The organism is Hydrogenophaga flava NBRC 102514 (assembly GCF_001571145.1).
Classification (GTDB): domain Bacteria; phylum Pseudomonadota; class Gammaproteobacteria; order Burkholderiales; family Burkholderiaceae_C; genus Hydrogenophaga; species Hydrogenophaga flava.
Map to the genome: position 1 here is coordinate 1 of NZ_BCTF01000029.1, position 24,209 is coordinate 24,209.

A 24,209-nucleotide genomic window follows, 5' to 3' on the forward strand; every position below is an offset into this window, starting at 1 on the left:
GGTCGAGGAAAGCGCGGCAGCTGCCCAGAGTCTCAAGGACCAGGCCGCCGTGCTGACCCGCACGTTGCAGGTGTTCCGGGTGCAATGACCACGGTCAGCCGCAGGAGCGATGTCTCTGCGGCAGCAGCCCCTCGCGCTCGGCCCGGCGCCCGGGCTCAGGCGTTCTTCTTGAGCAGGCCGTAGACCACCAGCAGCACGATGGCGCCCACGACAGAAGCGATGAATCCTGCCGCCTGACCCGGCGCGTAGAGCCCCAGGGCAGCGCCTGCGTAGCTGGCCAGAAACGAGCCGGCGACGCCGAGCAGGGCCGTCATGATCCAGCCCATGCTGTCATTGCCGGGCTTGAGCATGCGTGCTACGAGGCCTGCGATCAGGCCGATAAACAGGGTGCCGAGAATGGACATCATGCGGAAGGCTCCTTTCAGTACGCAGAGACAGACCTCTGGCTGCCGGCCACTGTAGCGCCATTCTTTCGATAGCGCAGCCTTTGCACGGTGTCGCTCTTCAGTGCGTGCAGGATGTCATCCTGCGGCGGCATTCAGGCGACAGAGTTCGCCGCTTCAATCGCTTCGGTCAGCTCCAGCCACCGCGCCTCGACCGTCTCGATCTCTTCGTTCACCGCCTTGAGCTGCCGGCCGGCGTCGGCCAGGGTTGCGGGCGTGGCGGGCTGGCTCAGGGTGTCTTCCAGCCGCTGCTTGTCCTGCGTCAGCGCGGCGAGACGCTTTTCCGCCTGCTCCAGGGACTTCTTCAGTGGTCGCAGGCGCTCGGCCAGTTGCTGGCGCTTCTGTGCATCCAGCTTGCGCTGCTCGCCGTTGCCGGGTGCCGGTGCGGCGGCCACAGGCGGGGATGGTGCTGCCACGGGTGCTGGGGCCGGAGCGGCCTCGGCGCGCGCCTCCTGCCGGCGCGTCTCGCGGGCCTGCTTGGCCACGTCCAGCAGGTAGCGCTGGTAGTCGTCCAGGTCACCATCGAACGGGGCGATGCCGCCACGCGAGACCAGCCAGAACTCGTCGCACACGGCGCGCAGCAGGGCCCGGTCGTGGCTGACCAGCATCACCGTGCCTTCGAATTCGTTGAGCGCCACCGACAGCGCCTCGCGCGTGGCCAGGTCTAGGTGGTTGGTCGGCTCGTCCAGCAGCAGCAGGTTGGGGCGCTGCCAGACGATCATGCACAGCACCAGGCGCGCCTTCTCTCCGCCGCTCATGCTGCCGACGGCCTGCTTCACCATGTCGCCGCTGAAATTGAACCCGCCGAGGAAGCTGCGCAGGTCCTGCTCGCGCGTGGCCTGGCCACTCAGGCGGCCTTGCGCGGTGCAGTCCTTGACCAGGCGGATCATGTGCTCCAGCGGCGTGTCGGCGGGGCGCAGCACGTCCAGTTCCTGCTGGGCGAAGTAGCCGATGTTCAGGCCCTTGCCTTCGATGATCTCGCCGCTGATGGCGGCCAGGTCGCGCGCAATGGTCTTGACCACGGTGGACTTGCCCTGGCCGTTGGCACCCAGGATGCCGATGCGCTGACCCGCCAACACCGACTTGCTGACGCCGCGCACGATGGTGATCGGGTCGCCACCGTCCACCGCCGGCGGGTAGCCGAAGCTCACGTCGTGCATGGCCAGCATGGGGTTGGGCAGGTTCTGCGGCTCGGCGAACTCGAAGTTGAAATCCGCCTCGGCCAGCACCGGTCCGATCTTCTCCATGCGCTCCAGCGCCTTGACCCGGCTCTGCGCCTGCTTGGCCTTGCTGGCCTTGGCCTTGAAGCGGTCGATGAACTTTTGCAGGTGCGCCATTTTTTCCTGCTGGCGGGCGTAGGCAGTGGCCTGCAGCGCCATCTGCTCGGCGCGCATGTCCTCGAAGCGGCTGTAGTTGCCGCCGTAGCGGGTCAGCAGGGCGCGTTCGATGTGGACCGTGACGTCGGTGACCGCGTCGAGGAACTCGCGGTCGTGGCTGATCACCAGCAGCGTGCCCTGGTAGCGCTTGAGCCAGTCTTCCAGCCAGACCAGGGCGTCCAGGTCCAGGTGGTTGGTCGGTTCGTCGAGCAGCAGCAGCTCGCTCGGGCACATCAGCGCGCGCGCCAGCTGCAGGCGCATGCGCCAGCCGCCGGAGAAGCTGTTGACTGGGCGCTCCAGCTCGTCGCTGCGGAAGCCCAGTCCGAGAATCAGGGCCTGCGCCCGCGACGGCGCATCGTGCGCGCCAGCGTCGTGCAGCGCCATGTAGGCGTGGGCCATGCGCTCGCCGTCGTCGCTGGCTTCGGCGGCGGTCACTTCCTGCTGGGCGGCCAGCAGGGTGACGTCGCCTTCGATGACGAACTGCGTCGCGGGCATGTCGGTTTCGGGCATGTCCTGCGCCACCTGTGCCATGCGCCAGTGGGTGGGCACGCTGAAGTCGCCCTTGTCTTCGTGCAGCGTACCGTCGAGCAGGCGGAACAGGCTGGACTTTCCGGCGCCGTTGCGGCCGACCAGGCCGACTTTTTCGCCAGGGTTGATGGTACAGGAGGCGCCGTCGAGCAGGACCTTCGTGCCGCGACGAAGGACCAGGTTTTTCAGGGTGATCATGGGGAAACGGGTTGGGTGGCCGCGTGCGCACGCAGCGCCTCGGCGGTCAGCAGCAGCACCTGGTCGTCGCCGGCGCTGGTGGAGAGCCAGACCACTTCGAGGTGGGGAAAGGCGGTTTCAAAGTGGGGGCGCTCGTGGCCGATTTCGAGCACCAGCACACCCTGGGGAGAGAGGCGCGAGAGCAGGTCGCGCAACAGTGCGCGCACGAAGTCCATGCCGTCGGTGCCACCGGCCAGCGCCAGCGCGGGCTCGGCGCGGAACTCCGGCGGCAGGGCGGCCATGCTGTCGGCGTTGACGTAGGGAGGGTTGCACAGCACCAGGTCCCAGGGACCCGGGCAGGCGGCGAGACCATCGGATTCGACCAAGGTGATGCGGTCCTGCAGCCCGTGGCGGTCGACGTTGATGCGCGCCACCGCCAGAGAGTCGGTTGAGAGATCGGCACCGGTCACCTGCACCTCGGGCCAGGCCATGGCCGCGAGCACCGCCAGGCTGCCGTTGCCGGTGCAAAGGTCGAGCACTTGCCGCGTGTCCTCGCCGAGCCAGGCGTCGAAGCCGCCGTCGGCGATCAGCTCGGCGATGAAGCTGCGCGGCACGATGGCCCGTTCGTCGACGTAAAAGGGCACACCCTGCAGCCAGGCTTCGCGGGTGAGGTAGGCGGCGGGCAGGCGGGTTTCGATCCGGCGCCCGATCAGGGCCTCGGCCTCGCCGACCTGGGCGGGTTGCAGCACCTGGTTGCCAATGGCGTCCAGATCGCTGTCCAGCGGCATGCCCAGCGACCAGAGCACCAGCCAGGCCGCTTCGTCGCGCGCGTTGGTGGTGCCATGGCCGTAGACGAGGCCGGCGGCCTCCAGCCGGTCCTGGGACCGGTCCAGCAGTTCCTGCAATGTCATGGTGTTCAGCCGGCCAGCGCCGCGCTGCGGTTCAGGCGTTCGAGCACGCCGCGGTAGATGGCCGTGAGCGGCTCGATGTCGGCCACAGCCACGTGCTCGTCGACCTTGTGGATGGTGGCGTTGGGCGGGCCGAGTTCGATCACCTGCGGGCAGACCTGGGCGATGAAGCGCCCGTCGCTGGTGCCGCCAGTGGTGGAGAGTTCGGTGGCGATGCCGGTGGCGTCCTGGATGGCGGCGCGGACCGCGTCGACCAGGGTGCCCGGCGTGGTGAGGAAGGGCAGCCCACCCACGGTCCACGCCAGGTCGTAGCCGGTGCCCGGCTGCAGACCATGCCGCGCCAGCACCTCGGCCACGCGGCCCTGCAGGCCTTCGGGCGTGGACTCGGTGGAGAAGCGGAAGTTGAAGTCGATGACCACGGTGCCGGGAATCACGTTGCTCGCGCCGGTGCCGCCGTGGATGTTGCTGACCTGCCAGCTGGTGGGCGGAAAGAAGGCGTTGCCTTCGTCCCAGACGGTGGCCGCCAGTTCGGCCAGCGCGGGTGCGGCCAAGTGGATCGGGTTCTTCGCCAGCTGCGGGTAGGCGATGTGGCCCTGGATGCCCTTGACCGTGAGCTTGCCGCTCATGGTGCCGCGGCGGCCGTTCTTGATCATGTCGCCGGTGCGCTCGACCGAGGTCGGCTCGCCCACGATACACCAGTCCAGGCGTTCACCGCGGCGCTGCAGTTCCTTGCACACCACCACCGTGCCATCGTTGGCCGGGCCTTCCTCGTCGCTGGTGAGAAGGAAGGCGATGTCGATGGCCGGCTGCGGCGTGGCGGCGAAGAACTGTTCGCAAGCCACCACCATGGCCGCCAGCGAGGTCTTCATGTCGCTGGCGCCTCGCCCGAAGAGCTTGCCATCGCGGTGGCTGGGCACGAAAGGGTCGCTGGTCCAGGCGTCCAGCGGGCCGGTGGGCACCACGTCGGTGTGCCCGGCCCAGATGAGGGTGGGGCGCAGCCCGGTGCCGCAGCGCGCCCACAGGTTGGCGACACGGAAGGACTCTGGTCCGCTGTCCATGCGCTCGCACGCGAAGCCCAGCGGGCGCAACCGCGCCGCGATGATGTCCAGGCACCCCGCGTCGTCGGGGGTGACCGAGGGACGGGCGATCAGTTCTTCGGCAAGGCGCAGCGTGGCGGTCATCAGAATTTGACGTCGAGCGTGAACTCGGTGAAGGTGGCCTGGTCGCTCTGGTCGTCTTCCATAGGCGTGGCCGCCTGGTTGGCCTTGGAGGCGTTGAAGTCGTTCTGCAGACGCCAGAGCAGGTTGTTGGGCGAATCGGCGTGCACCAGCGCCTCGTTGCGCGTGACCAGGCCGTCGAGCACCAGGCGCGCGAGGTCCTGCTCGAAACTCTGCGAGCCGACCGCCAGCGACTTTTCCATCGCCTCGCGCACCCCTGAGAAGTCGCCCTTCTGGATCAGGTCGGCCACCAGCGCGGTGTTGAGCAGCACCTCCATCGCCGGCACCCGTCCGCCGGTGTGGGTGCGCAGCAGGCGCTGAGACACAACGGCGCGCAACGCCGCGGCCAGATCGCCCAGCATCGTCGGGCGCACCTCGACGGGGTAGAAGCTCAGGATCCGGTTGAGGGCCTGGTAGCTGTTGTTGGCGTGCAGGGTGGCCATGCACAGGTGGCCCGACTGGGCGTAGGCGATGGCGGCCGACATGGTCTCGCGGTCGCGGATCTCGCCGATCAGGATCACGTCCGGCGCCTGACGCAGGGCATTCTTCAGGCCGATCTGCAGCGAGGCGGTGTCCCGGCCCACCTCGCGCTGGTTGATCACCGAGCGCTTGTTGCGGTACATGTACTCGATCGGCTCCTCGATGGTGAGGATGTGGCCGGTGGCGTTCTCGTTGCGGTGGTCAATCATGGCCGCCAGCGTGGTCGACTTGCCGGCGCCAGTGGCACCGACCATCAGCACCAGGCCGCGTTTTTCCATCACGATCTCGTTGAGGATCGGGGGCACGTTCAGCGAGTCCAGCGACGGCACATCCGCCGGAACAAAACGGATCACCACCGCGTAGTTGCCACGCTGGCGCATGGCACTGACCCGGAAGTTGCCAATGCCGTCCAGCGGCACCGCCATGTTGAGTTCACCGGTTTCAACCAGTTCCTCGATGCGGGCCGGTGGCACGATCTCGGACAGCAGGTTGCGCGGCGCCTCGGGCGGCAGCACCTGGCTGTTGATCGGGATCGTCTGGCCGTTGATCTTGATCATCGCCGGCGCATGGGCCGACAGGTACACGTCCGAGGCCTTCTTGTCGGCCATCAGGCGCAGGATGCGCTCCATCGTTCCGCTGCTCATGTCGGCTCCCGGGTCAGGCGTTGAGGTCAGTCGCGCAGCAAGTCGTTGATGCTGGTCTTCGAGCGCGTCTGGGCGTCCACGCGCTTGACGATGATGGCGGCGTACATGCTGTAGTCGGCGCCGTTGGCGGCCTTCTTGGGCAGGTTGCCGCTGACCACCACCGAGCCCGAGGGCACGCGGCCGTAGCTGATCTCGCCGGTGGCGCGGTCGAACAGCGGGGTGCTCTGACCGATGTACACGCCCATGCCGAGCACCGAGTTCTCTTCCACGATCACGCCTTCGACCACTTCGGAGCGTGCGCCAATGAAGCAGTTGTCCTCGATCACCGTCGGGTTGGCCTGCAGCGGCTCCAGCACACCGCCGATGCCGACGCCGCCGGAGAGGTGCACGTTCTTGCCGATCTGGGCGCAGGAACCCACGGTGGCCCAGGTGTCGACCATGGTGCCCGAGTCGACATAGGCGCCGATGTTCACGTAGCTGGGCATGAGGATTGCGCCCGGGGCGATGAAGCTGCCGCGGCGGGCCACGGCCGGGGGCACCACGCGCACGCCGGTGGCCTTGAGTTCGGCCTCGGAGAGGTGGGCGAACTTGGTCTGCACCTTGTCGAAGAAGGCCAGGTCGCCGGCTTTCATCACCGTGTTGTCCTTCAGGCGGAACGACAACAGCACGGCCTTCTTGATCCACTGGTGCACCGTCCACTGGCCCACGCCTTCGCGGGAGGCCACGCGCAGCTTGCCGCTGTTGAGTTCGGCAATCACGTGCTCGACCGCGTCCAGAACTTCTTTCGGAGCGGACGCGGGCGAGAAGTCGGCGCGCTGTTCCCAGGCGTTGTCGATCAGGGTTTGCAGTTGTTGGGTCATGAGACGGGTCGGCGTTGGGGTTGAAATGGGTTGGTCAGCGGGACTGTTCGCGGCAGAAGCGCACGATGCGTTCTGCGGCTTCCAGACATTCGGTGGGTTCGGCCACCAGGGCCATGCGCACGCGGCCGGCGCCGGGGTTGGCGCCACCACTGGCTCGCGCCAGATAGCTGCCGGGCAAAACGGTCACATTGTATTGAGCCAGCAATTCCCGGGCGAAGGCCTCGTCGGCGCTCAGACCAGCCACCTTGCCCTCGAACGAGGCCGGCACGCCAGCCCAGAGGTAGAAGGCCGCGTCGGGCAGTACGACGTCCAGCACCTCGGCCAGCATGGGCGTGACGGCCGCGAACTTCTCGCGGTACTGGCGGCGGTTGTCGATCACATGTTCCTCGTCGCCCCAGGCGGCCACGCTGGCGGCCTGCACGGCCGGGCTCATGGCGCCGCCGTGGTAGGTGCGGTAGAGCAGGAAGCTCTTGATGAGCGCGGCGTCCCCCGCCACGAAGCCGCTGCGCAGTCCGGGCACGTTGCTGCGCTTGGACAGGCTGGTGAACATCATGAGGTTCTTGAAGTCCGGGCGGCCCAACTTGACTGCGGCTTCCAGCCCGCCCAGCGGCGGTTCGTCGCGGAAGTAGATCTCGCTGTAGCACTCGTCCGACGCGATCACGAAGCCGTGGCGATCGCTCAGTTCAAACAGCTTCTGCCACTCGTCCAGCGGCATCACGGCGCCCGTGGGGTTGCCGGGTGAGCAGACGAAGATCAGCTGCGTGCGTGCCCAGACTTCGTCGGGCACGCTGTCCCAGTCCACCGCGAAGTTGCGCGCCGGCACGCTGGGCACGTAGAAGGGCTGGGCGCCGCCGAGCAGGGCCGCACCCTCGTAGATTTGGTAGAACGGATTGGGAAAGGCCAGCGTGGCGCCGGGTTTCGAGGCATCGAGCACCGTTTGTGCAAACGAGAACAGGGCCTCGCGAGAACCGTTGACGGGCAGCACCTGGGTGGCGGCGTCGACGGTGACGCCATAGCGGCGCTGCATCCAGGCGGCGCAGGCCTGGCGCAGAGCGGGTTCGCCGGAGGTGGCCGGGTAGCCGGTCAGGCCGGTGTCCAGCGCGGCGGCCAGCGCGTCCTTGAGCATCTGGGGCGTGGCGTGTTTTGGTTCGCCAATGCCCAGGCTGATGGAGCGCAGGTCGGGATTGGGCGTGACGCCCGCGAACAGCCGGCGCAGCCGCTCGAACGGGTAGGGCTGCAGGAGGGACAGATGGGGATTCATGGCGGGGGATTATCCCTGCCGGCGGGGCCGGCCTGCGTGGCTGGCCCGACCGGGGTCTGTGCTGGCTACACTGTGCGGCTTTTCCAGGGGAGTGATGAAAATGGACTACAAAAATAAGCCCGCGGGCTGGCCGCTGCGCGGCGCGCAACTCGGAGCCGTGGGCCTGCTGGCGGTGGCTGCAATGGTGGCACGGGCCGAGAGTGACCGCTACATCGACGTGAGCAAGGCCGCCGCCCAGAGCACCGACGCCTCGGACCAGGCCTTCTTTCGCGAGCTCGAAGCAATGCACGGGGCGCTGGCCAAGGTCAGCGGCATCGAGTCCCGGCTGCTGCTCTCTGACAGCGACGAGGTCAACGCCTTTGCCACCGAAGTCGAGGGTGAAAAGCTGATCGTCCTGAACATGGGCCTGGTGGATGCGCTGGCCGACGACAGGGACGCGCTGGTCTCGGTGCTGGCCCACGAGTACGCGCACCACGGCAAGTCCCACTTGGCGAGCACCAAGTCCACCAACTCGCTGTTTGGCGTCCTGGGCGTGGTGGTCGGGGCCGTCATCGACTACAAGCTGGGCACGGGTGGGCTCGGGCAGGACATCGGCGGCGCTGGCGCCAAGGTGATCAACCGCTCGTTCTCGCGCGACCAGGAGCGCGAAGCGGACGCCACTGGCCTGCAGTGGATGGTCGACGCGGGCTACAACCCGGCCGGTGCGGTGCGCGCGCAGCGCAAGTTCTTGGAGATGGCCGGATCGTCCAGCGGCTTCTCCCTGTTCCGGACCCATCCCGGCTCGGATGAGCGGGTGGTGAACCTGCAGGGCCTGATCGCCGCGAACGCCAAGGCCCAGGCCTTGCAGAGCGACCAGAAGGTGGCGCTGGCGTTGCCCTCCGCCGAGGAGGAGGAAGAGGAGGGCGCCGACGGGTCCGAAGGGCAGGTGGCGGCGGCGTTCAACGAACCTCCTGCAGCCTTGCTGGAGCCGGTGCAGGGCGCCAGCCTCGCGAGCTTTGCGCAGATCTCGAACGACATCGTGTTCATGGGTGAGGCCAAGGCGCTGGCCCGCCACAAGCTCACCGCCAGCCGCTATGCGCAGATTAACGACGGCTGGACCGCCCGCATGCGCGGCGAGTCGGGCCACACGCTGACGGGGGCGTACTCGGTGCACTATTTCGAAGCCAGCCAGGGCCGGTTTGCCGCCTGGGGCAAGGATGTGGCCCAGGCCATGCGCTCGGGCCGCCTGGCGCAGACGACCGAGCCGCTGCCAGTGGACGACTGGGCTGCGCTCGTGCTGGCGCAGCGGCAGGCCGTCAAGGACGGCCAGTACGACGCCGCGGCTTTTGAGCGCGCCGCCAAGGCCAAGGGCCTGACGAGCTACGACTTCAACATCGTGAATTCGTGGTGGATGCAGCGCGCCCGCGAACGGGCCGCCCAGGGCGACACCAGCCTGTACCAGAAGCTGGGCTGAACGGTGTTCAGTTAATGGCCTGCCGCGGGGTGCCCGGGCAGGCCCGCACGGTATCATCGTGCCCGCCACGTCCGCGCCCGGCGGACGTCCTTTTTTCAGAACGTTCCAGGGCGATCCGTGCGTCTCAATTCGATCAAGCTGTCCGGCTTCAAGTCCTTCGCCGAACCGACCAACTTCATGCTCCCGGGTCAGCTGGTGGGCGTGGTCGGTCCCAACGGCTGCGGCAAGTCCAACATCATGGATGCGGTGCGCTGGGTGCTGGGCGAATCCAAGGCTTCCGAGCTGCGCGGCGAGTCCATGCAGGACGTGATCTTCAACGGCACCAACAACCGCAAGCCGGCCAGCCGCTCCAGCGTGGAGCTGGTATTCGACAACAGCGACCACCGCGCCGGCGGCCAGTGGGGCCAGTTCCTGGAAATCGCGGTCAAACGCGTACTCACGCGCGACGGCACCAGCAGCTACTACATCAACAACCAGCCGGTGCGCCGCCGCGACGTGCAGGACGTGTTCCTGGGCACCGGCCTGGGCCCTCGCGCCTACGCCATCATCGGCCAGGGCACGATCAGCCGCATCATCGAATCCAAGCCCGAGGAACTGCGCCTGTTCCTCGAAGAGGCCGCGGGCGTCTCCAAATACAAAGAACGCCGTCGCGAGACAGCTAACCGCCTGGCCGACACGCGCGAGAACCTGACGCGGGTCGAAGACATCCTGCGCGAGCTCAACGCCAACCTCGACAAGCTGGAGAAGCAGGCCGAGGTGGCGGCGCGCTACCACGAGCTTCAGTCGGGCGCCACGCTCAAGCAGCACCAGCTGTGGTTCCTCAAGCGCTCCGAGGCCGAGGCCGACCAGGTCAAAGTCAAGAACGACGCCGCGCAGGCGGTGAACGATCTGGAGTCGCGCACCGCCGACCTGCGCCGCGTGGAAAGCGAGCTGGAAACCATCCGCCAGGCGCACTACGCCGCGGGCGACCAGGTCAACCAGGCCCAGGGCAAGCTCTACGAGGCCAGCGCCGAGGTGGGCAAGCTCGAGGCCGAGATCCGTTTTGTGGTCGAGGGCCGCCAGCGCGCCGAGCAGCGCCTGACGCAGCTCAAGGAGCAGATTGCTTCCTGGTCGACCCGCAGCCAGGACGCCGCCGTCGAGCTGGAGCAACTGGCAGAGAACATCGTCGCGGCCGAGGAGCGCTCGGTCGAACTCGCCGCGCAGGGCGAGGAGCAGGCCGGCAGCCTGCCGTCGCTGGAGGATGCGCTGCGCGCCGCGCAGAACGCCGCCAACGAGCAGCGCGGCAGCGTCACCCAGGTGCAGCAGCAGATCCAGGTGTTGGCCGCCGAGCAGCGCAACATCGAGGAACAGAGCCGTCAGCTCAATCAGCGGCGCGAACGGCTGGTGGCCGACCGCAATGCGCTGGCGGCGCCCGACGAGGCCCGGCTGGCGCAGTCGCAGGAATCTTTCCAGCAGGCCGAGCAGGCCGCCGAGCTGGCCGAGGCGGTGCTGCACGAGTTGCAGGAGAGCGTGCCTGAGCTGGACGAACAGCGCCGCGCGGCGCAGCTGGCGGTCAACCAGGAGTCGGCCAGGCAGTCCGACCTGTCCGCACGGCAGGAAGCGCTCAAGGCACTGCAGGAGAAGGTGCGAACCGACGGCAAGCTCAAGCCCTGGCTGGCCAAGCACGGGCTGGACGGTCTGCAAGGCCTGTGGAGCCGCATTCATATAGAGCCCGGCTGGGAAAGCGCCCTGGAGTCCGCCCTGCGCGAGCGCCTGAGCGCGCTGGAGGTGTCGCGCCTGGAGATGGTGCGCGCCTTCGGCAACGACGCACCGCCAGCCAAGCTGGCCTTCTACAGCCCGCCCGCCGCCGAGGCGCCGGCAACAGTCCGCGCCGGACTCAAGCCGCTGGCCGACTGGCTGCGCCTGAACGACGCCGGGCAGAAGGCCTTGCTGGCCGACTGGCTGCAGGGTTGCTGGACCGCGGCCAGCCTGGACGAGGCCATGGCGCAGCGCAGCCAGCTGCAGGCCGGCGAAGCGATCTATGTGCCCGCCGGCCATGTGGTCACGGCGCACAGCGTGAGCTTCTACGCGCCCGACAGCGAGCAGGCCGGCCTGCTGGCCCGTGCGCAGGAAATCGAAAACCTGGACAAGCAGCTCAGGGCCCAGGTGCTGATCGCCGAGCAGGCGGGCGCCGCGCTGGTGCGCGCCGAAGCGGCCTACACCGACGCCTCGCAGCGCCTGGTGGCCGCGCGCCGCGAAGGCGCCGAGACCCGTACCCGCGCCCACGAGCTGCAGGTGGAGATGCTGCGCCTGACCCAGCTGGCAGAGCAGACCCGCGCCCGCAGCGAGCAGATCGCCGCCGACCTGGCCGAGGTCGATGGCCAGCTCGACGACCTGCAGGAGCGCCGCGTCACCGCCGAGGCCCGCTTCGAGGAACTGGACATGCAGCTGGCCGACAGCCAGGAGCGCCACGCCCAGCTCGACGACAAGGTGATCGCGGCCGAACGGGCGCTGAACGATGCGCGCGAACAGCAGCGCGGGCTGGAGCGCCAGGCGCAGGAAGCGACTTTCACGCTGCGCAGTCTGCAGGCGCGCCAGGGCGAGCTGCAGCGCTCGCTGGAGACAGCCGGGGCGCAGGAAAAGTCGCTGGCCGACGAGGCAGCGCGCGCTGCCGAAGAATTCGCCCGCCTCAACGACGCCGCCGCCCAGGCCGGGCTGCAGTCGGCGCTGGCCATGAAGCTGGAGCGCGAGCAGGCGCTGGGCGCGCTGCGCAGCCAGTACGACGACCTCACCGCCAAGCTGCGCGCCAGCGACGAGCACCGCCTGAAGCTGGAGCGCGAGCTTGACCCGCTGCGCCAGCGCATCACCGATTTCCAGCTCAAGGAACAGGCTGCGCGCCTGGGGGTGGAGCAGTACAGCCAGTTGCTGGCCGAGGCCCAGGCCGACCTGGCCGCCGTGGCGCAGAGCATCACCGAAGGCAATGTGCGCCTGACCGGTCTGCAGTCCGAGATCGACCGCTACCACCGCGAGATCCAGGCGCTGGGCGCAGTCAACCTGGCCGCGCTGGACGAGTTGACCGCCGCGCGTGAGCGCAAGACCTTCCTGGACGCGCAGACGGCCGACCTCACCGAGGCCATGAATACGCTGGAAGACGCGATCAAGAAGATCGACGCCGAAACCCGCGACCTGCTGGGCAGCACCTTCAACACCGTCAACGAGCACTTCGGCCGCATGTTCCCCGAGCTGTTCGGCGGCGGCAACGCCAAGCTGGTGATGACCGGCGAGGAGATCCTGGACGCGGGCGTGCAGGTGCTGGCCCAGCCGCCCGGCAAGAAGAACCAGACCATCCACCTGCTCTCTGGCGGCGAGAAGGCGCTGACCGCCATTGCCCTGGTGTTTGCCATCTTCCAGCTCAACCCGGCGCCGTTCTGCCTGCTGGACGAGGTGGACGCGCCCCTGGACGACGCCAACACCGAGCGCTACGCCCGCCTGGTGACCAGCATGAGCAAGCAGGGCACGCAGTTCCTGTTCATCAGCCACAACAAGATCGCCATGGAAATGGCCGAGCAGCTGATCGGCGTGACCATGCAGGAACAGGGGGTCTCGCGCATTGTGGCGGTGGACATGGAATCCGCCGCCGGTATGCTCGAATCCGCCTGAGACCATTCCCCACCACCGCCGATTTCCACCCATGAGCACCTTGCAAATCAGCCTGGCCATCGTCGGCGGTCTTGTTCTCGCGGGCGTGGTGGCCTACAACGCCTGGGTCACGCGCCGCAGCGCCCCACGCACCGCCCGTGGACTGCCCGAGGCCGACCTGCCGCACGATGCCACGGGCGCGGACACCGTGCCGGTGGGCGATACCGAACCGGTGATGGACCACGTGGTGGGCGACGGCGAGCGCATTGAGCCGGTGCTGCGCGATGAGCCGGTGGAAGCGGTGTCGGTGCGCGAAGAGGTGCGGCCCGTGCCCTCGGTGGCGGTCACGCTCAACCACGTCGTCACCACGCCGGACAAACGGCCTGGGCTGGATGCGCTGATCGATGTGATCGCACCGCTTCAGCTCGATGGCGAGGTGTCGGGCGACGCCGTGATCGCCGCCCTGCCGGGCACACGCCGCGTGGGCAGCAAGCCGTTCGCGGTCGAGGGGCTGGTCCAGGAGGGGGGCGAGTGGGAGGCTCCCCGGCTGGGGCAGCGCTACAAGGCCCTGCAGGTGGGTGTTCAGCTGGCCAACCGCGCTGGCGCCCTGAACGACATCGAGTTCTCCGAGTTTGTGATGAAGGCCCAGGCCTTCGCCGATGCCATCGGCGCCATGCCGGACTTCCCCGACATGCGGGCCGAGGTGGCACGGGCCCGCGAGCTGGACGCCTTTGCCAGCGGCCACGACGCGCAACTGGGCTTCACGCTGCGGGCGCGCCGCGCGGCCTGGAGCCCCGGCTACGTGTCGCAGAACGCCGCGCGTTTCGGTTTTGTGGCGGGTGTGCTGCCCGGCCGCATGGTGCTGCCCGGCAGTGCCGCGGGCCAGGCCCCCATCCTCAGCCTGTCGTTCGATACGCAGGCGGCCATGGCCGAGGACCCGGAGCAGAGCGCGCTGCGCGAGATCAACCTGTCGCTGGAGGTCACCCACGTGCCGCGCAGCGAACAGCCCTTTGTGCGCCTGCGCCAGGCCGCCTCGGCGCTGGCCGAGGCCATGGATGGCGTGGTCACCGACGACGCCGGTCAGCCGCTGGGCGCCGAGACCATGGACCAGATCGGCGCCGACCTCGAGTCGCTGTACGACGCGCTGGACAGCCACGACCTGTCCGCCGGCTCTCCGCAGGCACGACGCCTGTTCTCCTGATGACACCTGACCTGTTTGCCGCCGAGCCCACGCCGGCGGAGCGCGCCGCCGAACTGCGTGCGCAACTGCACCACCACGCCCACCGCTACTACGTGCTCGACGCGCCGGAGATCCCGGACGCCGAGTACGACCGGCTGTTCCAGGCGCTGCAGGCCATCGAGGCCGCACACCCCGAGCTGCTCACCACCGACTCGCCGACCCAGCGCGTGGGCGGCAAGATTCTGGACGGACTGGTTCCGGTGCGCCATGCGGTGCCGATGCTGTCGATCCAGACCGAGACCGACACCACCGCGGGCGGTGCCGAGGCGTTCGACGCCCGGGTGCGGCGCGAACTGGGCCTGGCCGAGACCGACCCAGCGGTCGAATACGCGGCCGAACTCAAGTTCGACGGCCTGGCGATCAACCTGCGCTACGAGCACGGCGTGCTGGTGCAAGCGGCGACGCGCGGCGATGGCGAAACCGGCGAGGATGTGACACAGAACATCCGCACCATCGGGCAGATCCCGCTCAGACTGAATGGCGAAGCGCCCGCGGTCATCGAAGTGCGCGGCGAGGTGTACATGCGCCGCGACGACTTCGAAAAGCTCAACGAGCGCCAGCGCGAGAAGGGCGAGAAGACCTACATCAACCCGCGCAACACCGCCGCCGGCGCCGTGCGCCAGCTCGACCCGGCGATCACGGCGCAGCGCCCGCTGTCCTTCTTCGCCTATGGCCTGGGCGAGGTGCGCGGCTGGACCCTGCCGGATACCCACAGCGGTCTGCTAGACGCGCTGGCCGCCTTCGGTCTGCCGGTGTGTGTGGACCGCTGCGTGGCACAGGGCGCGGCCGGGCTGGTGGCGTTCCACGCGCAGATCGCCGCCAAGCGCGACGCGTTGCCGTTCGACATCGACGGTGTGGTCTACAAGGTCAACTCGCTCGCGCTGCAGCGGGAGCTGGGCTTCAAGACCCGCGAGCCGCGCTGGGCCGTGGCGCACAAGTACCCGGCGCAGGAACAGCTGACCACGGTGCTGGCCATCGACGTGCAGGTCGGCCGCACCGGCAAGCTCACACCGGTGGCCAAGCTGGCGCCGGTGTTCGTCGGCAACGTGACCGTGACCAACGCCACCCTGCACAACGAAAACGAGGCCCGTCGCAAGGACGTGCGCGTGGGCGACACCGTGATCGTGCGACGGGCGGGCGATGTGATTCCCGAGGTGGTGGCGGTGCTGCCGGAGAAGCGCCCCGAGGGTGCGACCGTCTTCACCATGCCGCACACCTGCCCGGTCTGCGGCAGCGCCGCGGTACGGGAAGAGGGTGAGGTCGACCACCGCTGCACCGGTGGCTTGTTCTGCGGCGCGCAGCGCAAGCAGGCCATCCTGCACTACGCCCAGCGCCGCGCGGTGGACATCGAAGGCCTGGGCGACAAGCTGGTGGAGCAGCTGGTGGACGCCGACGTGGTCAAGACCCTGCCCGACCTCTACCGCATGGGCCTGATGGCCCTGGCCAACCTGGACCGCATGGCCGAAAAGTCGGCGCAGAACGTGCTGGACGCGCTGGAGAAGTCCAAGCACACCACGCTGCCGCGCTTCCTGTTCGGCCTGGGCATCCGCCACGTGGGCGAGGCCACCGCCAAGGATCTGGCGCGCCACTTCGGCAGCCTCGACGCGATCATGGACGCCAGTGAGGAACAGCTGCTGGAAGTCAACGACGTGGGCCCGACGGTGGCGCAGAGCCTGCGGACCTTCTTCGACCAGCCGCACAACCGCGAGGTGGTCGAGCAGCTGCGCGCCTGCGGCGTGCACTGGGAAGAGGGCGCACCCGCCGAACGCGCGGCCCAGCCGCTGGCGGGCAAAACCTTCGTGCTCACCGGCACCTTCCCCAAGCTCAAGCGCGAAGAGGCCAAGGAAATGCTCGAAGCCGCGGGCGCCAAGGTGGCCGGCTCGGTCAGCAAGAAGACCGACTATGTGGTGGCCGGTGAAGAGGCCGGCAGCAAGCTGGACAAGGCGCGTGAGCTGGGCGTGGCGGTCCTTGATGAGACCGGCATGCTCGCTTTGCTTTCGACTGCCTGAGAGCGCGGTAGCTCGGATGTGGGTTGCACTGGGTTTCTTGACTCTGGTCGCCAGCGTGGGGTTCCAGTGGTGGATGCGGTGGCACAACAATTGGACAGGCGTTGAGGACAAGCTCGCAGGCATCCCTTGCAGTACCAAGGTGCGCTCGCGTCATGGCTTGGACTATGGCCTGATGGTCGGTATAGAGGCGCCAGAGACTTTTCGATTCCAACTCAAGCGGGAAGGCGGTTGGGACCGGTTCTTCAAGTGGGCTGGGCTTACTCATGAGCACCAGTTTGGTCACTCGGGCTTCGATCCGCTGGTTTACGTTGAATCCGACGATCAGCATCTGTTCAACAGCTTGGAGGGAAACAGCGCGTTTCTCCATGCCGCCCAACATATGTTTGCCGCCCAGTGCGAGGACCGGTGGCTCAAGAGGGTCGTGTGCGCCAGAGGGCACCTGTGGATGGTGATCGGTTGTGGCGATGGGTACAGAAAAGCTTCCCTGGAGCTCAACCGAGGCTTCGCTGCGACTCTGCTCCCTCATTTGCAGCGCATGCAAAAAGAACTGGATGCTTGCATGCCCGACACCAGTGCTGTTGTGCGGGATCGGTATTTGGTGCCGGCAGTGGTAGTACTGGCTTTGAGCTCCGGGCTTGCGGTCGCCGGAGTCATTTCGTGGGCTCGATCCCTGCTGTCACCAGAGTTCATTCTGGACACGGAGCCCCTGAAGTCTTGCGCTTGGGTGGTCGCCGCGTGCGTTGTCGGCGCTATTGCGCTTGCCGCCTTGCTCTTCTTGAAAGGAAGTTCCCGTTTGCATCTCGTGTTGACGGAGCTCGCTCTGGTGGGGACATTTGGCGCCTGGACTACGTCCTCGAGTGTGTTGCAAGACATCAACATCGAACTCGACCGTTCTCCTGCGGTCCATGTGCAGCGGGCGCTGGTTGGCAAGTCCGTCCAAGAGAGCAGGCGGCTCTTCAAGCCGACCAGCACCACCTACCTGTTGCAGCATCAAGGATGGCCTGGGGACACCCGAGGACGCTCGGTGGCTGTTTCCGCTGCTACCTACGAAAAAGCGTCCTTAGGCGACACGCTTGAATTTGAAGAACACAAGGGGTACTTTGGTTGGCGCTGGGCCAAATTCAAAGCTTGGAAACCGGCTGCGGCAGTCGGGCCGACTACTTGAACTTGTAGTGGTCGCGGTTGAGCACTGCGGCCACTGCCGTCACTTCTTCGGGAAACAGGCCCAGGTTCATCTGGGTGTTGCACATCTCGACCATGCCGCGCAGCAAGCCGGCGTTGTTGAACTTGCCCTGTGGCTTGTACATGGCGCTGCCGTCGCCGCCCACCTTGCTGGCGTGGCACTGGGCACACTTGTGTTCGGCGATCAGCTTCTCGCCCAGCGCCAGGTCGGCGCCCTTGAAGATCTCGGCACCTTGGGCGAAGACGGCGCCGGAGAAGACCAGGGCCAGCAAAGCGGTGCCAATCGGCGCGAAGTTCATGGGTCCTCCTGACAACGTGGTGGCAGCAATTACAGGGGCGGGTATCTCGGCCCACTCTAGCTGCGCCACAATCGCGCGCCATCCGGGCAAAACCCCAATACCGCCGCTTTCTCATGGCCATTCACACGATCCTCAAGATGGGCGACCCCAGGCTGCTGCGGATCGCCCAGCCCGTGCAGACCTTCGACACCCCCGAGCTGCACCAGCTGGTGGCCGACATGGAGGAGACCATGGCCGCAGCCAACGGCGCCGGCCTGGCGGCGCCACAGATCGGCGTGGACCTGCAGGTGGTGATTTTTGGCACCGGCGCGCCCAACCCGCGTTATCCGGATGCGCCCATCGTGCCGCGCACCGTGCTGATCAACCCGGTCATCACCCCGCTGGGTGGTGAAGAAGAGGAGGGCTGGGAGGGCTGCCTCTCGGTGCCCGGGCTGCGGGCCGTCGTGCCGCGCTGGCGGCGCATCCGCTACCAGGGCTTTGCCGCCGACGGCAGCCGCCTGGAGCGGGAGGTGGACGGTTTCCATGCCCGGGTGGTGCAGCACGAGTGCGACCACCTGTTGGGCACGCTGTATCCCATGCGCGTGCGCGACTTCACCCGCTTCGGTTTCACCGAAGTGGTGGCGCCGGGTGTGGTGGAAAACGAAAAGAACTGAAACAAAAAGTCTTCGGAAACGGGCGGCTGCTTCGCTATGCTCGATTTCTTTGTTGCGCTGCAGCGCGGCGTTTCGTCTGAATGCAAATGAAACCACTTCTTGTTCTGTTGGGTGCGCTGGGCCTGAGTGCCTGTGCCGGCATGGGGCCACCGCCCGAGCGCAGTGTGCAGATGGTGGAGTCCACACTGCCCAAGGCCTGGTTCGCGCCCGCCGTGCCCCACCAGGGGCAGACGGCTTCGCTGGTCGACTGGTGGTCGCGCCTGGGAGACCCCCGGCTGCCAGAGCTGATCGGCCAGGCGCAGCAGGGCAGCGCCAGCATCATGGCCGCCCGGGCCCAGGTGTTTGCGGCGCGCGCTGCACTGGCCGGCGCCGACAGCGCCACGCTGCCGCAGGTGGGGCTGACGGCGGGCGCCTACCGCGGCGTGGACGCCAGCGCTCCATTGGGCACGGGCATGAACGTGGGCCTGCAGGCCTCGTGGGCGATCGACCTGTGGGGCCAGAACGCCTCGTCGGTGCGCCAGGCCTCGGCCCAGGCGAACGCCGCGCAGGCCGGCTGGCACGAGGCGCGGGTGCTGATGGCGGCGGAGACGGCACGGCTGTACCTGGGCTGGCGTTCCTGTCTGGCGCAGAAGGCCGTGATCGACAGCGACCGCGTCTCGCGCACCACCACCGCCCAGAGCGCCGCAGACACCGAGCGCGCCGGTCTGCTGGCGCCAGCCACCGCGGCCCTGGCCCGCGCCGGACAGGCCGACGCCGAGGCGCGCCTGGCGCAGCAGCAGCGCCAGTGCGAGCAGCAGTTCAAGGCCATCGTGGCGCTGGTGGGGGCCGACGAGCCGGCCCTGCGAGAGCGCCTGGGGGCCAGCGGCGCCTTGCCCGATCCGACCGTGGCCGGATCGGCGCTTGCGGTGTCGGCCGTGCCCCTGGAGGTGATCCGCCAGCGGCCCGACGTGGCCCGCGCCCAGCAGGAGCTGGTGGCCGCCGCCGAGGGTGTGGGCGTGGCCCGCGCGGCGCTCTGGCCCAGCCTGAGCCTGAGCAGCAATGTGCTGCGCAACCGATTCACCACCGGCGGCGAGAGCACGACGTTCAACTCCTGGTCGGTCGGCCCGCTGGCGCTGAACCTGCCGCTGATCGGCCGGGGCGGCCTGAACGCGTCGGCCGACGCCGCCGTTGCGCGCTACGAATCGGCAGCGATCGGCTACGCCAACGTGCTGCGCCGCGCCATCGCCGAGGTCGAACAGTCGCTGGTGGCGCTGGACACGCTGCGCACCCAGCTGGTGGCGAGTCAGCAGGCCGTGGCGGGCTACACCCGTTCGTTCGAGGCCACCGAGGCGCGCTACCGCGTCGGCCTGGCCAACCTCAACGAGCTGGAGGAGGCCCGCCGGCTCAAGCTCAACGCCGACAGCGGCGCCGTGGCGCTGCAGCTGGACCACCTGAACACCTGGATCGCCCTGTACGTCGCCCTGGGCGGCGGTTTTGACCCCCAGATCGCGCCGGAAGCGGTGCGCCAAGCCTCATGAAGAAGACCATGCGCCACCCGTCTGCCCTGTCCACGGCCCGTCTCCCGGCCATTTTGCTGTTGTCCTCCGTGCTCGCCGTGGCCTGCGGCGGCAGCGACAAGCCCGCCGAAGGTGCGACCGCCAGCCCGGCGGCGCCCGCGGCCGAAGGCGCTGCACCCGTCGCAGCCAAGCCCGCGATGACGGTGAGCACCGCCAAGCCCGAAACCGCCAGCCTGGCCCTGCAGCTGCAGGCCAACGGCAACATCGCGGCTTGGCAGGAGGCCAGCGTCGGCGCCGAGGTGCCGGGCCTGCGCCTGGCGACGGTGAACGTGAACATCGGCGATGTGGTGAAGAAGGGCCAGGTGCTGGCCACCTTCGCCCGCGAGACCACCGAGGCCGAGAGCCTGCAGGGCAAGGCTGCGCTGATGCAGGCCGAGGCCGCGGCCGAGAGCGCCAAGGCCGACGCCGACCGCGCGCGCTCGATCGAGAACACCGGGGCGCTGTCGAAATCGCAGATCGCCCAGTACCTGACGCAGGAAAAGGTGACGCGGGCGCAGTTCGAAGCCGCCAAGGCCGCCTACGCCGCCAGCCAGGTGCGCCTGGGCAACACCCAGGTGCGCGCGCCGGACGACGGCGTGATCTCGGCCCGCACGGCCACGGTCGGTGCGGTCGCCGGTGCCGGGCAGGAGCTGTTCCGCCTGGTGCGCCAGAGCCGCATGGAGTGGCGCGCCGAGGTGACGCCGGCCGAGGTCGGCCAGGTCAAGGTGGGCCAGAAGGTCGAGGTCACCGCGGCCAGCGGCCTGACCGTGGCGGGCACGGTGCGCGCCATCGCGCCCACGGCCGATCCGCAGACCCGCAACGTGCTGGTGTTCGCCGACCTGCCGAAGCACACCGAACTCAAGGCCGGCACCTTCGCGCGCGGCCAGTTCCTGATCGGTGCCAGCCAGGCGCTGACCGTGCCTGCGCAGGCCATCGTGGTGCGAGACGGTCACAACTACGTGTTCGTGATCGGCGCCGACAGCAAGGCCGGGCAGCGCAAGGTGGACACCGGCCGGCGCGCGGGCGACCGCGTCGAGGTGCTGCAGGGCCTGAAGGCCGACGAGACGGTGGCGGTGCAGGGCGCCGGCTTCCTCAACGAGGGCGACCTCGTGAAGATCGCGCAGTGAAGGACCGGCCATGAACGTTTCCGCGTGGTCCATCCGCAACCCGATTCCGGCGGCGATGCTGTTCGTCATGCTGACGCTCGCCGGTCTGTTCTCGTTCCAGGCGATGAAGGTGCAGAACTTCCCCGACCTGGACGTGCCCAACATCACCATCGTCGCCAGCCTGCCGGGCGCCGCGCCCAACCAGCTGGAAAACGACGTCGCGCGCAAGATCGAGAACAGCCTGGCCTCGCTGCAGGGCCTCAAGCACATCTACACCAAGGTGCAGGACGGCACGGTCTCGATCACGGCCGAGTTCCGCATTGAAAAGAGCACCCAGGAAGCGCTGGACGACGTGCGTTCGGCCGTGGCCAAGGTGCGCGGCGACCTGCCGACCGACCTGCGCGAGCCCATCGTCAATAAGCTGGAACTGGCCGGTGGCGCGGTGCTGGCCTACACGGTGCGCTCGGACAAGATGGACGACGAGGCCATTTCCTGGTTCGTCGACAACGATGTGGCCAAGCTGCTGCTGTCGGTGCGCGGCGTGGGCGCGATCAACCGCGTGGGCGGCGTCAACCGCGAGGTGCAGATCCTGCTGGACCCGCTCAAGCTGCAATCGCTGGGTGCGACGGCGGCCGACATCTCGCGCCAGCTGGCCCGGGTGCAGATCGAGAGCGCCGGGGGCCGCGCCGACATTGGCGGCAGCCAGCAGCCGCTGCGCACGCTCTCGTCGATGAAGTCGGCCGAGGAGCTGGCCGCGCTGGAACTCTCTCTGTCCGATGGCCGCCGCATCCGGCTGGACCAGATCGCGACCGTCAAAGACACCATCGCCGAACCCACGGCCGCCGCCTTCCTGGACGGCAAGCCGGTGGTCGGCTTTGAAGTGGCGCGCAGCAAGGGCGCCAGCGAGGTGGAGGTCGGGCAGGGCGTGCGCGCCAGGCTCAAGGAGCTGCAGGCGGCCCGTCCGGACCTGCAGATCACTGAGTCCTTCGACTTCGTGACCCCGGTGGAGGAGGAATTCAACGCCTCCATGACCCTGCTGTACGAGGGCGCCATCCTGGCCGTGCTGGTGGTCTGGCTGTTCCTGCGCGACTTCCGGGCCACGGTCGTGTCGGCCGTGGCGCTGCCGCTGTCGGCCATCCCGGCCTTCATCGGCATGCACTACATGGGCTTCACCATCAACGTGGTCACGTTGCTGGCCATGTCGCTGGTGATCGGCATTCTGGTGGACGACGCCATCGTCGAGGTGGAGAACATCGTGCGCCACATGCGCATGGGCAAGACGCCGTATCAGGCGGCCATGGAAGCGGCGGACGAGATCGGCATGGCCGTGATCGCCACCACCTTCACCCTGATCGCGGTGTTCCTGCCCACGGCCTTCATGGCCGGCATCCCGGGCAAGTTCTTCAAGCAGTTCGGCTGGACGGCCGCGCTGGCGGTGTTCGCCTCGCTGGTGGTGGCGCGCGCGCTCACGCCCATGATGGCTGCCTACCTGCTCAAGCCGGTGGTGACTGCCAAGGAGCAGCCGGCCTGGGCGCGCAGCAACCGCGTCCTCGGCGGCCTCTGGGCCTGGATGACGAACCAGAACGAACCCGGCTGGCTCGACACCTACCAGCGCTGGGCCGCGGCCTGCATCCGCCACCGCTGGCTGACGCTGGTCGGCGCCATCCTGTTCTTCTTCGGGTCGCTGGCGCTGATCCCTTACCTGCCGCAGGGCTTCATCCCGCCGGACGACAACTCGCAGACCCAGGTCTACCTGGAGCTGCCGCCGGGTGCCACGCTGGCGCAGACTGTGGCCACCGCCGAACGGGCGCGGGTGCTGGTGAATGGGGTGCAGCACGTCAAGTCGGTCTACACCACGATCGGCTCCGGCTCGGCCGGCAGCGACCCGTTCGCCCCCCAGGGCGCGCAGGAGTCGCGCAAGGCCGCGCTGACCATCCAGCTCGACCCGCGCGGCCAGCGCCCGCGCAAGCAGCTGATCGAGAACCAGATCCGCGAGGTGATGTCCGGCCTGCCGGGGGTGCGCTACAAGGTGGGCCTGGGTGGCTCGGGCGAGAAATACATCCTCACGCTCACCGGCAGCGACGCCAACGCGCTGTCGACCGCGGCCCGCGCCATCGAGCGCGACCTGCGCACCATCAACGGCGTGGGCAGCATCCAGTCCTCGGCCGCCCTGGTGCGCACCGAAATCATCGTCACGCCCGACCTGCAGCGCGCCGCCGACCTGGGGGTGACCAGCTCGGCCATCGCCGAGACGCTGCGCATCGCCACCGTCGGCGACTACGACAGTGCGCTGCCCAAGCTGAACCTGCCTCAGCGCCAGGTACCGATCGTGGTCAAGCTCGACAGCGCCGCGCGCGAGAACCTGGACGTGCTGGGCCGCCTGTCCGTGCCCGGCGCCAAGGGGCCGGTCATGCTCAGCCAGGTCGCCACGCTCAGCTTCGGCGGTGGCCCGGCCGTGATCGACCGCTACGACCGCTCGCGCAACATCAACTTCGAGGTCGAGCTCGCCGGCATCCCGCTGGGCGACATGAAGACCGCGGTGGATGCGCTGCCCAGCATCCAGAACCTGCCGCCGGGCGTGCAGGTGCTGGAGATCGGTGATGCCGAGGTGCAGGGCGAGCTGTTCGCCAGCTTCGGCCTGGCCATGCTGACCGGCGTGCTGTGCATCTACATAGTGCTGGTGCTGCTGTTCAAGGCCTTCCTGATGCCGCTGACCATCCTGCCCGCGCTGTTGATGTCCTTCGGGGGGGCCTTCGTGGCCCTGCTGCTGACCAACAAGAGCTTCTCCATGCCCTCGCTGATCGGCCTGGTGATGCTGATGGGCGTGGCGTCGAAGAACTCCATCCTTCTGGTGGAGTACGCGATCGAAGCGCGCCGGCAGCGCGGCCTGCCGCGGCTGGAGGCCATCCTGGACGCCTGTCACAAGCGGGCGCGACCTATCGTGATGACCACCATCGCGATGGTGGCGGGCATGCTGCCGGTGGCGGTGGGTTCGGGGGCGGCGGACGGCAGCTTCCGATCGCCGATGGCGGTGGCGGTGATTGGTGGTCTGATGACCTCGACCCTGCTCAGCCTGCTGGTGGTGCCGGCGGTGTTCACCATGGTCGACGACCTGAGCATCTTCTTCGCCCGGCTGTTCGGCCGCCAGGTGCGCGACGAACGGGCCCACGAGCGCGACCCGAACGCGCTGAGCCACCCCGCATGAGATGGCTGGGGGGCG

At 68.2% G+C, this 24,209-nt stretch carries 17 protein-coding genes; 9 read left to right on the top strand and 8 right to left on the bottom strand.

Annotated features, from left to right (window positions below):
- Positions 1-155: 155 nt before the first annotated feature.
- From HFL01S_RS20885 to dapC, 7 genes are all read right to left on the bottom strand, one after another.
- Positions 156-407 carry a GlsB/YeaQ/YmgE family stress response membrane protein gene (locus HFL01S_RS20885; RefSeq protein WP_218008655.1) on the bottom strand — a complete coding sequence of 84 codons (252 nt, stop codon included), beginning with the start codon at positions 405-407 and terminating at the stop codon, positions 156-158.
- A 131-nt stretch (positions 408-538) separates the two neighbouring features.
- The gene (locus tag HFL01S_RS20890; protein WP_066262265.1) at positions 539-2,545 is read right to left on the bottom strand and encodes an ABC-F family ATP-binding cassette domain-containing protein; all 2,007 of its coding nucleotides are present in this window, start codon (positions 2,543-2,545) and stop codon (positions 539-541) included.
- On the bottom strand, positions 2,542-3,435 hold the full coding sequence (gene prmB, locus HFL01S_RS20895) for a 50S ribosomal protein L3 N(5)-glutamine methyltransferase (RefSeq protein WP_066262267.1): 894 nt from the start codon (positions 3,433-3,435) through the stop codon (positions 2,542-2,544). Before prmB ends, HFL01S_RS20890 begins: the two co-directional genes overlap by 4 nt.
- Positions 3,436-3,440: 5 nt before the next feature.
- Positions 3,441-4,613: a succinyl-diaminopimelate desuccinylase gene (dapE, locus tag HFL01S_RS20900; protein ID WP_066262270.1), complete on the bottom strand. Its 1,173-nt coding sequence runs from the start codon at positions 4,611-4,613 to the stop codon at positions 3,441-3,443.
- The gene (locus tag HFL01S_RS20905; protein ID WP_066262274.1) at positions 4,613-5,773 is read right to left on the bottom strand and encodes a PilT/PilU family type 4a pilus ATPase; all 1,161 of its coding nucleotides are present in this window, start codon (positions 5,771-5,773) and stop codon (positions 4,613-4,615) included. Before HFL01S_RS20905 ends, dapE begins: the two co-directional genes overlap by 1 nt.
- Positions 5,774-5,799: 26 nt before the next feature.
- Positions 5,800-6,633, bottom strand: a complete 834-nt coding sequence (dapD, locus tag HFL01S_RS20910; protein WP_066262277.1) for a 2,3,4,5-tetrahydropyridine-2,6-dicarboxylate N-succinyltransferase — start codon at positions 6,631-6,633, stop codon at positions 5,800-5,802.
- A gap of 34 nt (positions 6,634-6,667) precedes the next feature.
- On the bottom strand, positions 6,668-7,894 hold the full coding sequence (dapC, locus tag HFL01S_RS20915; RefSeq protein ID WP_066262280.1) for a succinyldiaminopimelate transaminase: 1,227 nt from the start codon (positions 7,892-7,894) through the stop codon (positions 6,668-6,670).
- Between the two features lie 100 nt (positions 7,895-7,994).
- Here dapC and HFL01S_RS20920 point away from each other — a divergent pair, with 100 nt between their 5' ends.
- The 5 genes from HFL01S_RS20920 (at position 7,995) to HFL01S_RS20940 (ending at position 17,379) form a co-directional block, all read left to right on the top strand.
- Complete coding sequence (locus HFL01S_RS20920) at positions 7,995-9,347, top strand: M48 family metalloprotease (RefSeq protein ID WP_066262282.1); 1,353 nt, start codon at positions 7,995-7,997, stop codon at positions 9,345-9,347.
- 117 nt (positions 9,348-9,464) lie between these two features.
- Entirely contained in the window at positions 9,465-12,986 is a 3,522-nt protein-coding gene (gene smc, locus HFL01S_RS20925) for a chromosome segregation protein SMC (RefSeq protein WP_066262284.1), read from the top strand.
- A gap of 31 nt (positions 12,987-13,017) precedes the next feature.
- Positions 13,018-14,166 (top strand): cell division protein ZipA C-terminal FtsZ-binding domain-containing protein, encoded by a 1,149-nt coding sequence (locus tag HFL01S_RS20930; protein WP_066262287.1) that lies wholly within the window; start codon positions 13,018-13,020, stop codon positions 14,164-14,166.
- A complete protein-coding gene (gene ligA, locus HFL01S_RS20935; protein WP_084383546.1) occupies positions 14,166-16,214 on the top strand; it encodes an NAD-dependent DNA ligase LigA in 2,049 nt (682 codons plus the stop codon). Before HFL01S_RS20930 ends, ligA begins: the two co-directional genes overlap by 1 nt.
- 16 nt (positions 16,215-16,230) lie before the next feature.
- A complete protein-coding gene (locus HFL01S_RS20940; protein WP_066262289.1) occupies positions 16,231-17,379 on the top strand; it encodes a hypothetical protein in 1,149 nt (382 codons plus the stop codon).
- Here HFL01S_RS20940 and HFL01S_RS20945 read toward each other — a convergent pair.
- Complete coding sequence (locus HFL01S_RS20945; RefSeq protein WP_066262291.1) at positions 17,372-17,695, bottom strand: hypothetical protein; 324 nt, start codon at positions 17,693-17,695, stop codon at positions 17,372-17,374. The two genes, HFL01S_RS20940 and HFL01S_RS20945, sit on opposite strands and share 8 nt — an antisense overlap.
- Before the next feature lie 113 nt (positions 17,696-17,808).
- Here HFL01S_RS20945 and def point away from each other — a divergent pair, with 113 nt between their 5' ends.
- From def to HFL01S_RS20965, 4 genes are all read left to right on the top strand, one after another.
- On the top strand, positions 17,809-18,348 hold the full coding sequence (def, locus tag HFL01S_RS20950) for a peptide deformylase (RefSeq protein ID WP_066262293.1): 540 nt from the start codon (positions 17,809-17,811) through the stop codon (positions 18,346-18,348).
- An 86-nt stretch (positions 18,349-18,434) separates the two neighbouring features.
- The gene (locus tag HFL01S_RS20955) at positions 18,435-19,865 is read left to right on the top strand and encodes an efflux transporter outer membrane subunit (RefSeq protein WP_169802362.1); all 1,431 of its coding nucleotides are present in this window, start codon (positions 18,435-18,437) and stop codon (positions 19,863-19,865) included.
- 8 nt (positions 19,866-19,873) lie between these two features.
- Positions 19,874-21,010, top strand: coding sequence for an efflux RND transporter periplasmic adaptor subunit (locus tag HFL01S_RS20960; RefSeq protein ID WP_066262387.1), 1,137 nt, complete (start codon positions 19,874-19,876; stop codon positions 21,008-21,010).
- A gap of 10 nt (positions 21,011-21,020) precedes the next feature.
- On the top strand, positions 21,021-24,194 hold the full coding sequence (locus HFL01S_RS20965) for an efflux RND transporter permease subunit (protein ID WP_066262297.1): 3,174 nt from the start codon (positions 21,021-21,023) through the stop codon (positions 24,192-24,194).
- The last annotated feature ends 15 nt before the right edge of the window (positions 24,195-24,209 follow it).

Bases quoted from the DNA above. Each gene is read 5' to 3' on its own strand.
- HFL01S_RS20885 (WP_218008655.1), bottom strand. From the start codon at position 407: ATGATGTCCATTCTCGGCACCCTGTTTATCGGCCTGATCGCAGGCCTC.
- HFL01S_RS20890 (WP_066262265.1), bottom strand. From the start codon at position 2,545: ATGATCACCCTGAAAAACCTGGTCCTTCGTCGCGGCACGAAGGTCCTG.
- prmB (WP_066262267.1), bottom strand. From the start codon at position 3,435: ATGACATTGCAGGAACTGCTGGACCGGTCCCAGGACCGGCTGGAGGCC.
- dapE (WP_066262270.1), bottom strand. From the start codon at position 4,613: ATGACCGCCACGCTGCGCCTTGCCGAAGAACTGATCGCCCGTCCCTCG.
- HFL01S_RS20905 (WP_066262274.1), bottom strand. From the start codon at position 5,773: ATGAGCAGCGGAACGATGGAGCGCATCCTGCGCCTGATGGCCGACAAG.
- dapD (WP_066262277.1), bottom strand. From the start codon at position 6,633: ATGACCCAACAACTGCAAACCCTGATCGACAACGCCTGGGAACAGCGC.
- dapC (WP_066262280.1), bottom strand. From the start codon at position 7,894: ATGAATCCCCATCTGTCCCTCCTGCAGCCCTACCCGTTCGAGCGGCTG.
- HFL01S_RS20920 (WP_066262282.1), top strand. From the start codon at position 7,995: ATGGACTACAAAAATAAGCCCGCGGGCTGGCCGCTGCGCGGCGCGCAA.
- HFL01S_RS20930 (WP_066262287.1), top strand. From the start codon at position 13,018: ATGAGCACCTTGCAAATCAGCCTGGCCATCGTCGGCGGTCTTGTTCTC.
- ligA (WP_084383546.1), top strand. From the start codon at position 14,166: ATGACACCTGACCTGTTTGCCGCCGAGCCCACGCCGGCGGAGCGCGCC.
- HFL01S_RS20940 (WP_066262289.1), top strand. From the start codon at position 16,231: ATGTGGGTTGCACTGGGTTTCTTGACTCTGGTCGCCAGCGTGGGGTTC.
- HFL01S_RS20945 (WP_066262291.1), bottom strand. From the start codon at position 17,695: ATGAACTTCGCGCCGATTGGCACCGCTTTGCTGGCCCTGGTCTTCTCC.
- def (WP_066262293.1), top strand. From the start codon at position 17,809: ATGGCCATTCACACGATCCTCAAGATGGGCGACCCCAGGCTGCTGCGG.
- HFL01S_RS20955 (WP_169802362.1), top strand. From the start codon at position 18,435: ATGAAACCACTTCTTGTTCTGTTGGGTGCGCTGGGCCTGAGTGCCTGT.
- HFL01S_RS20960 (WP_066262387.1), top strand. From the start codon at position 19,874: ATGCGCCACCCGTCTGCCCTGTCCACGGCCCGTCTCCCGGCCATTTTG.
- HFL01S_RS20965 (WP_066262297.1), top strand. From the start codon at position 21,021: ATGAACGTTTCCGCGTGGTCCATCCGCAACCCGATTCCGGCGGCGATG.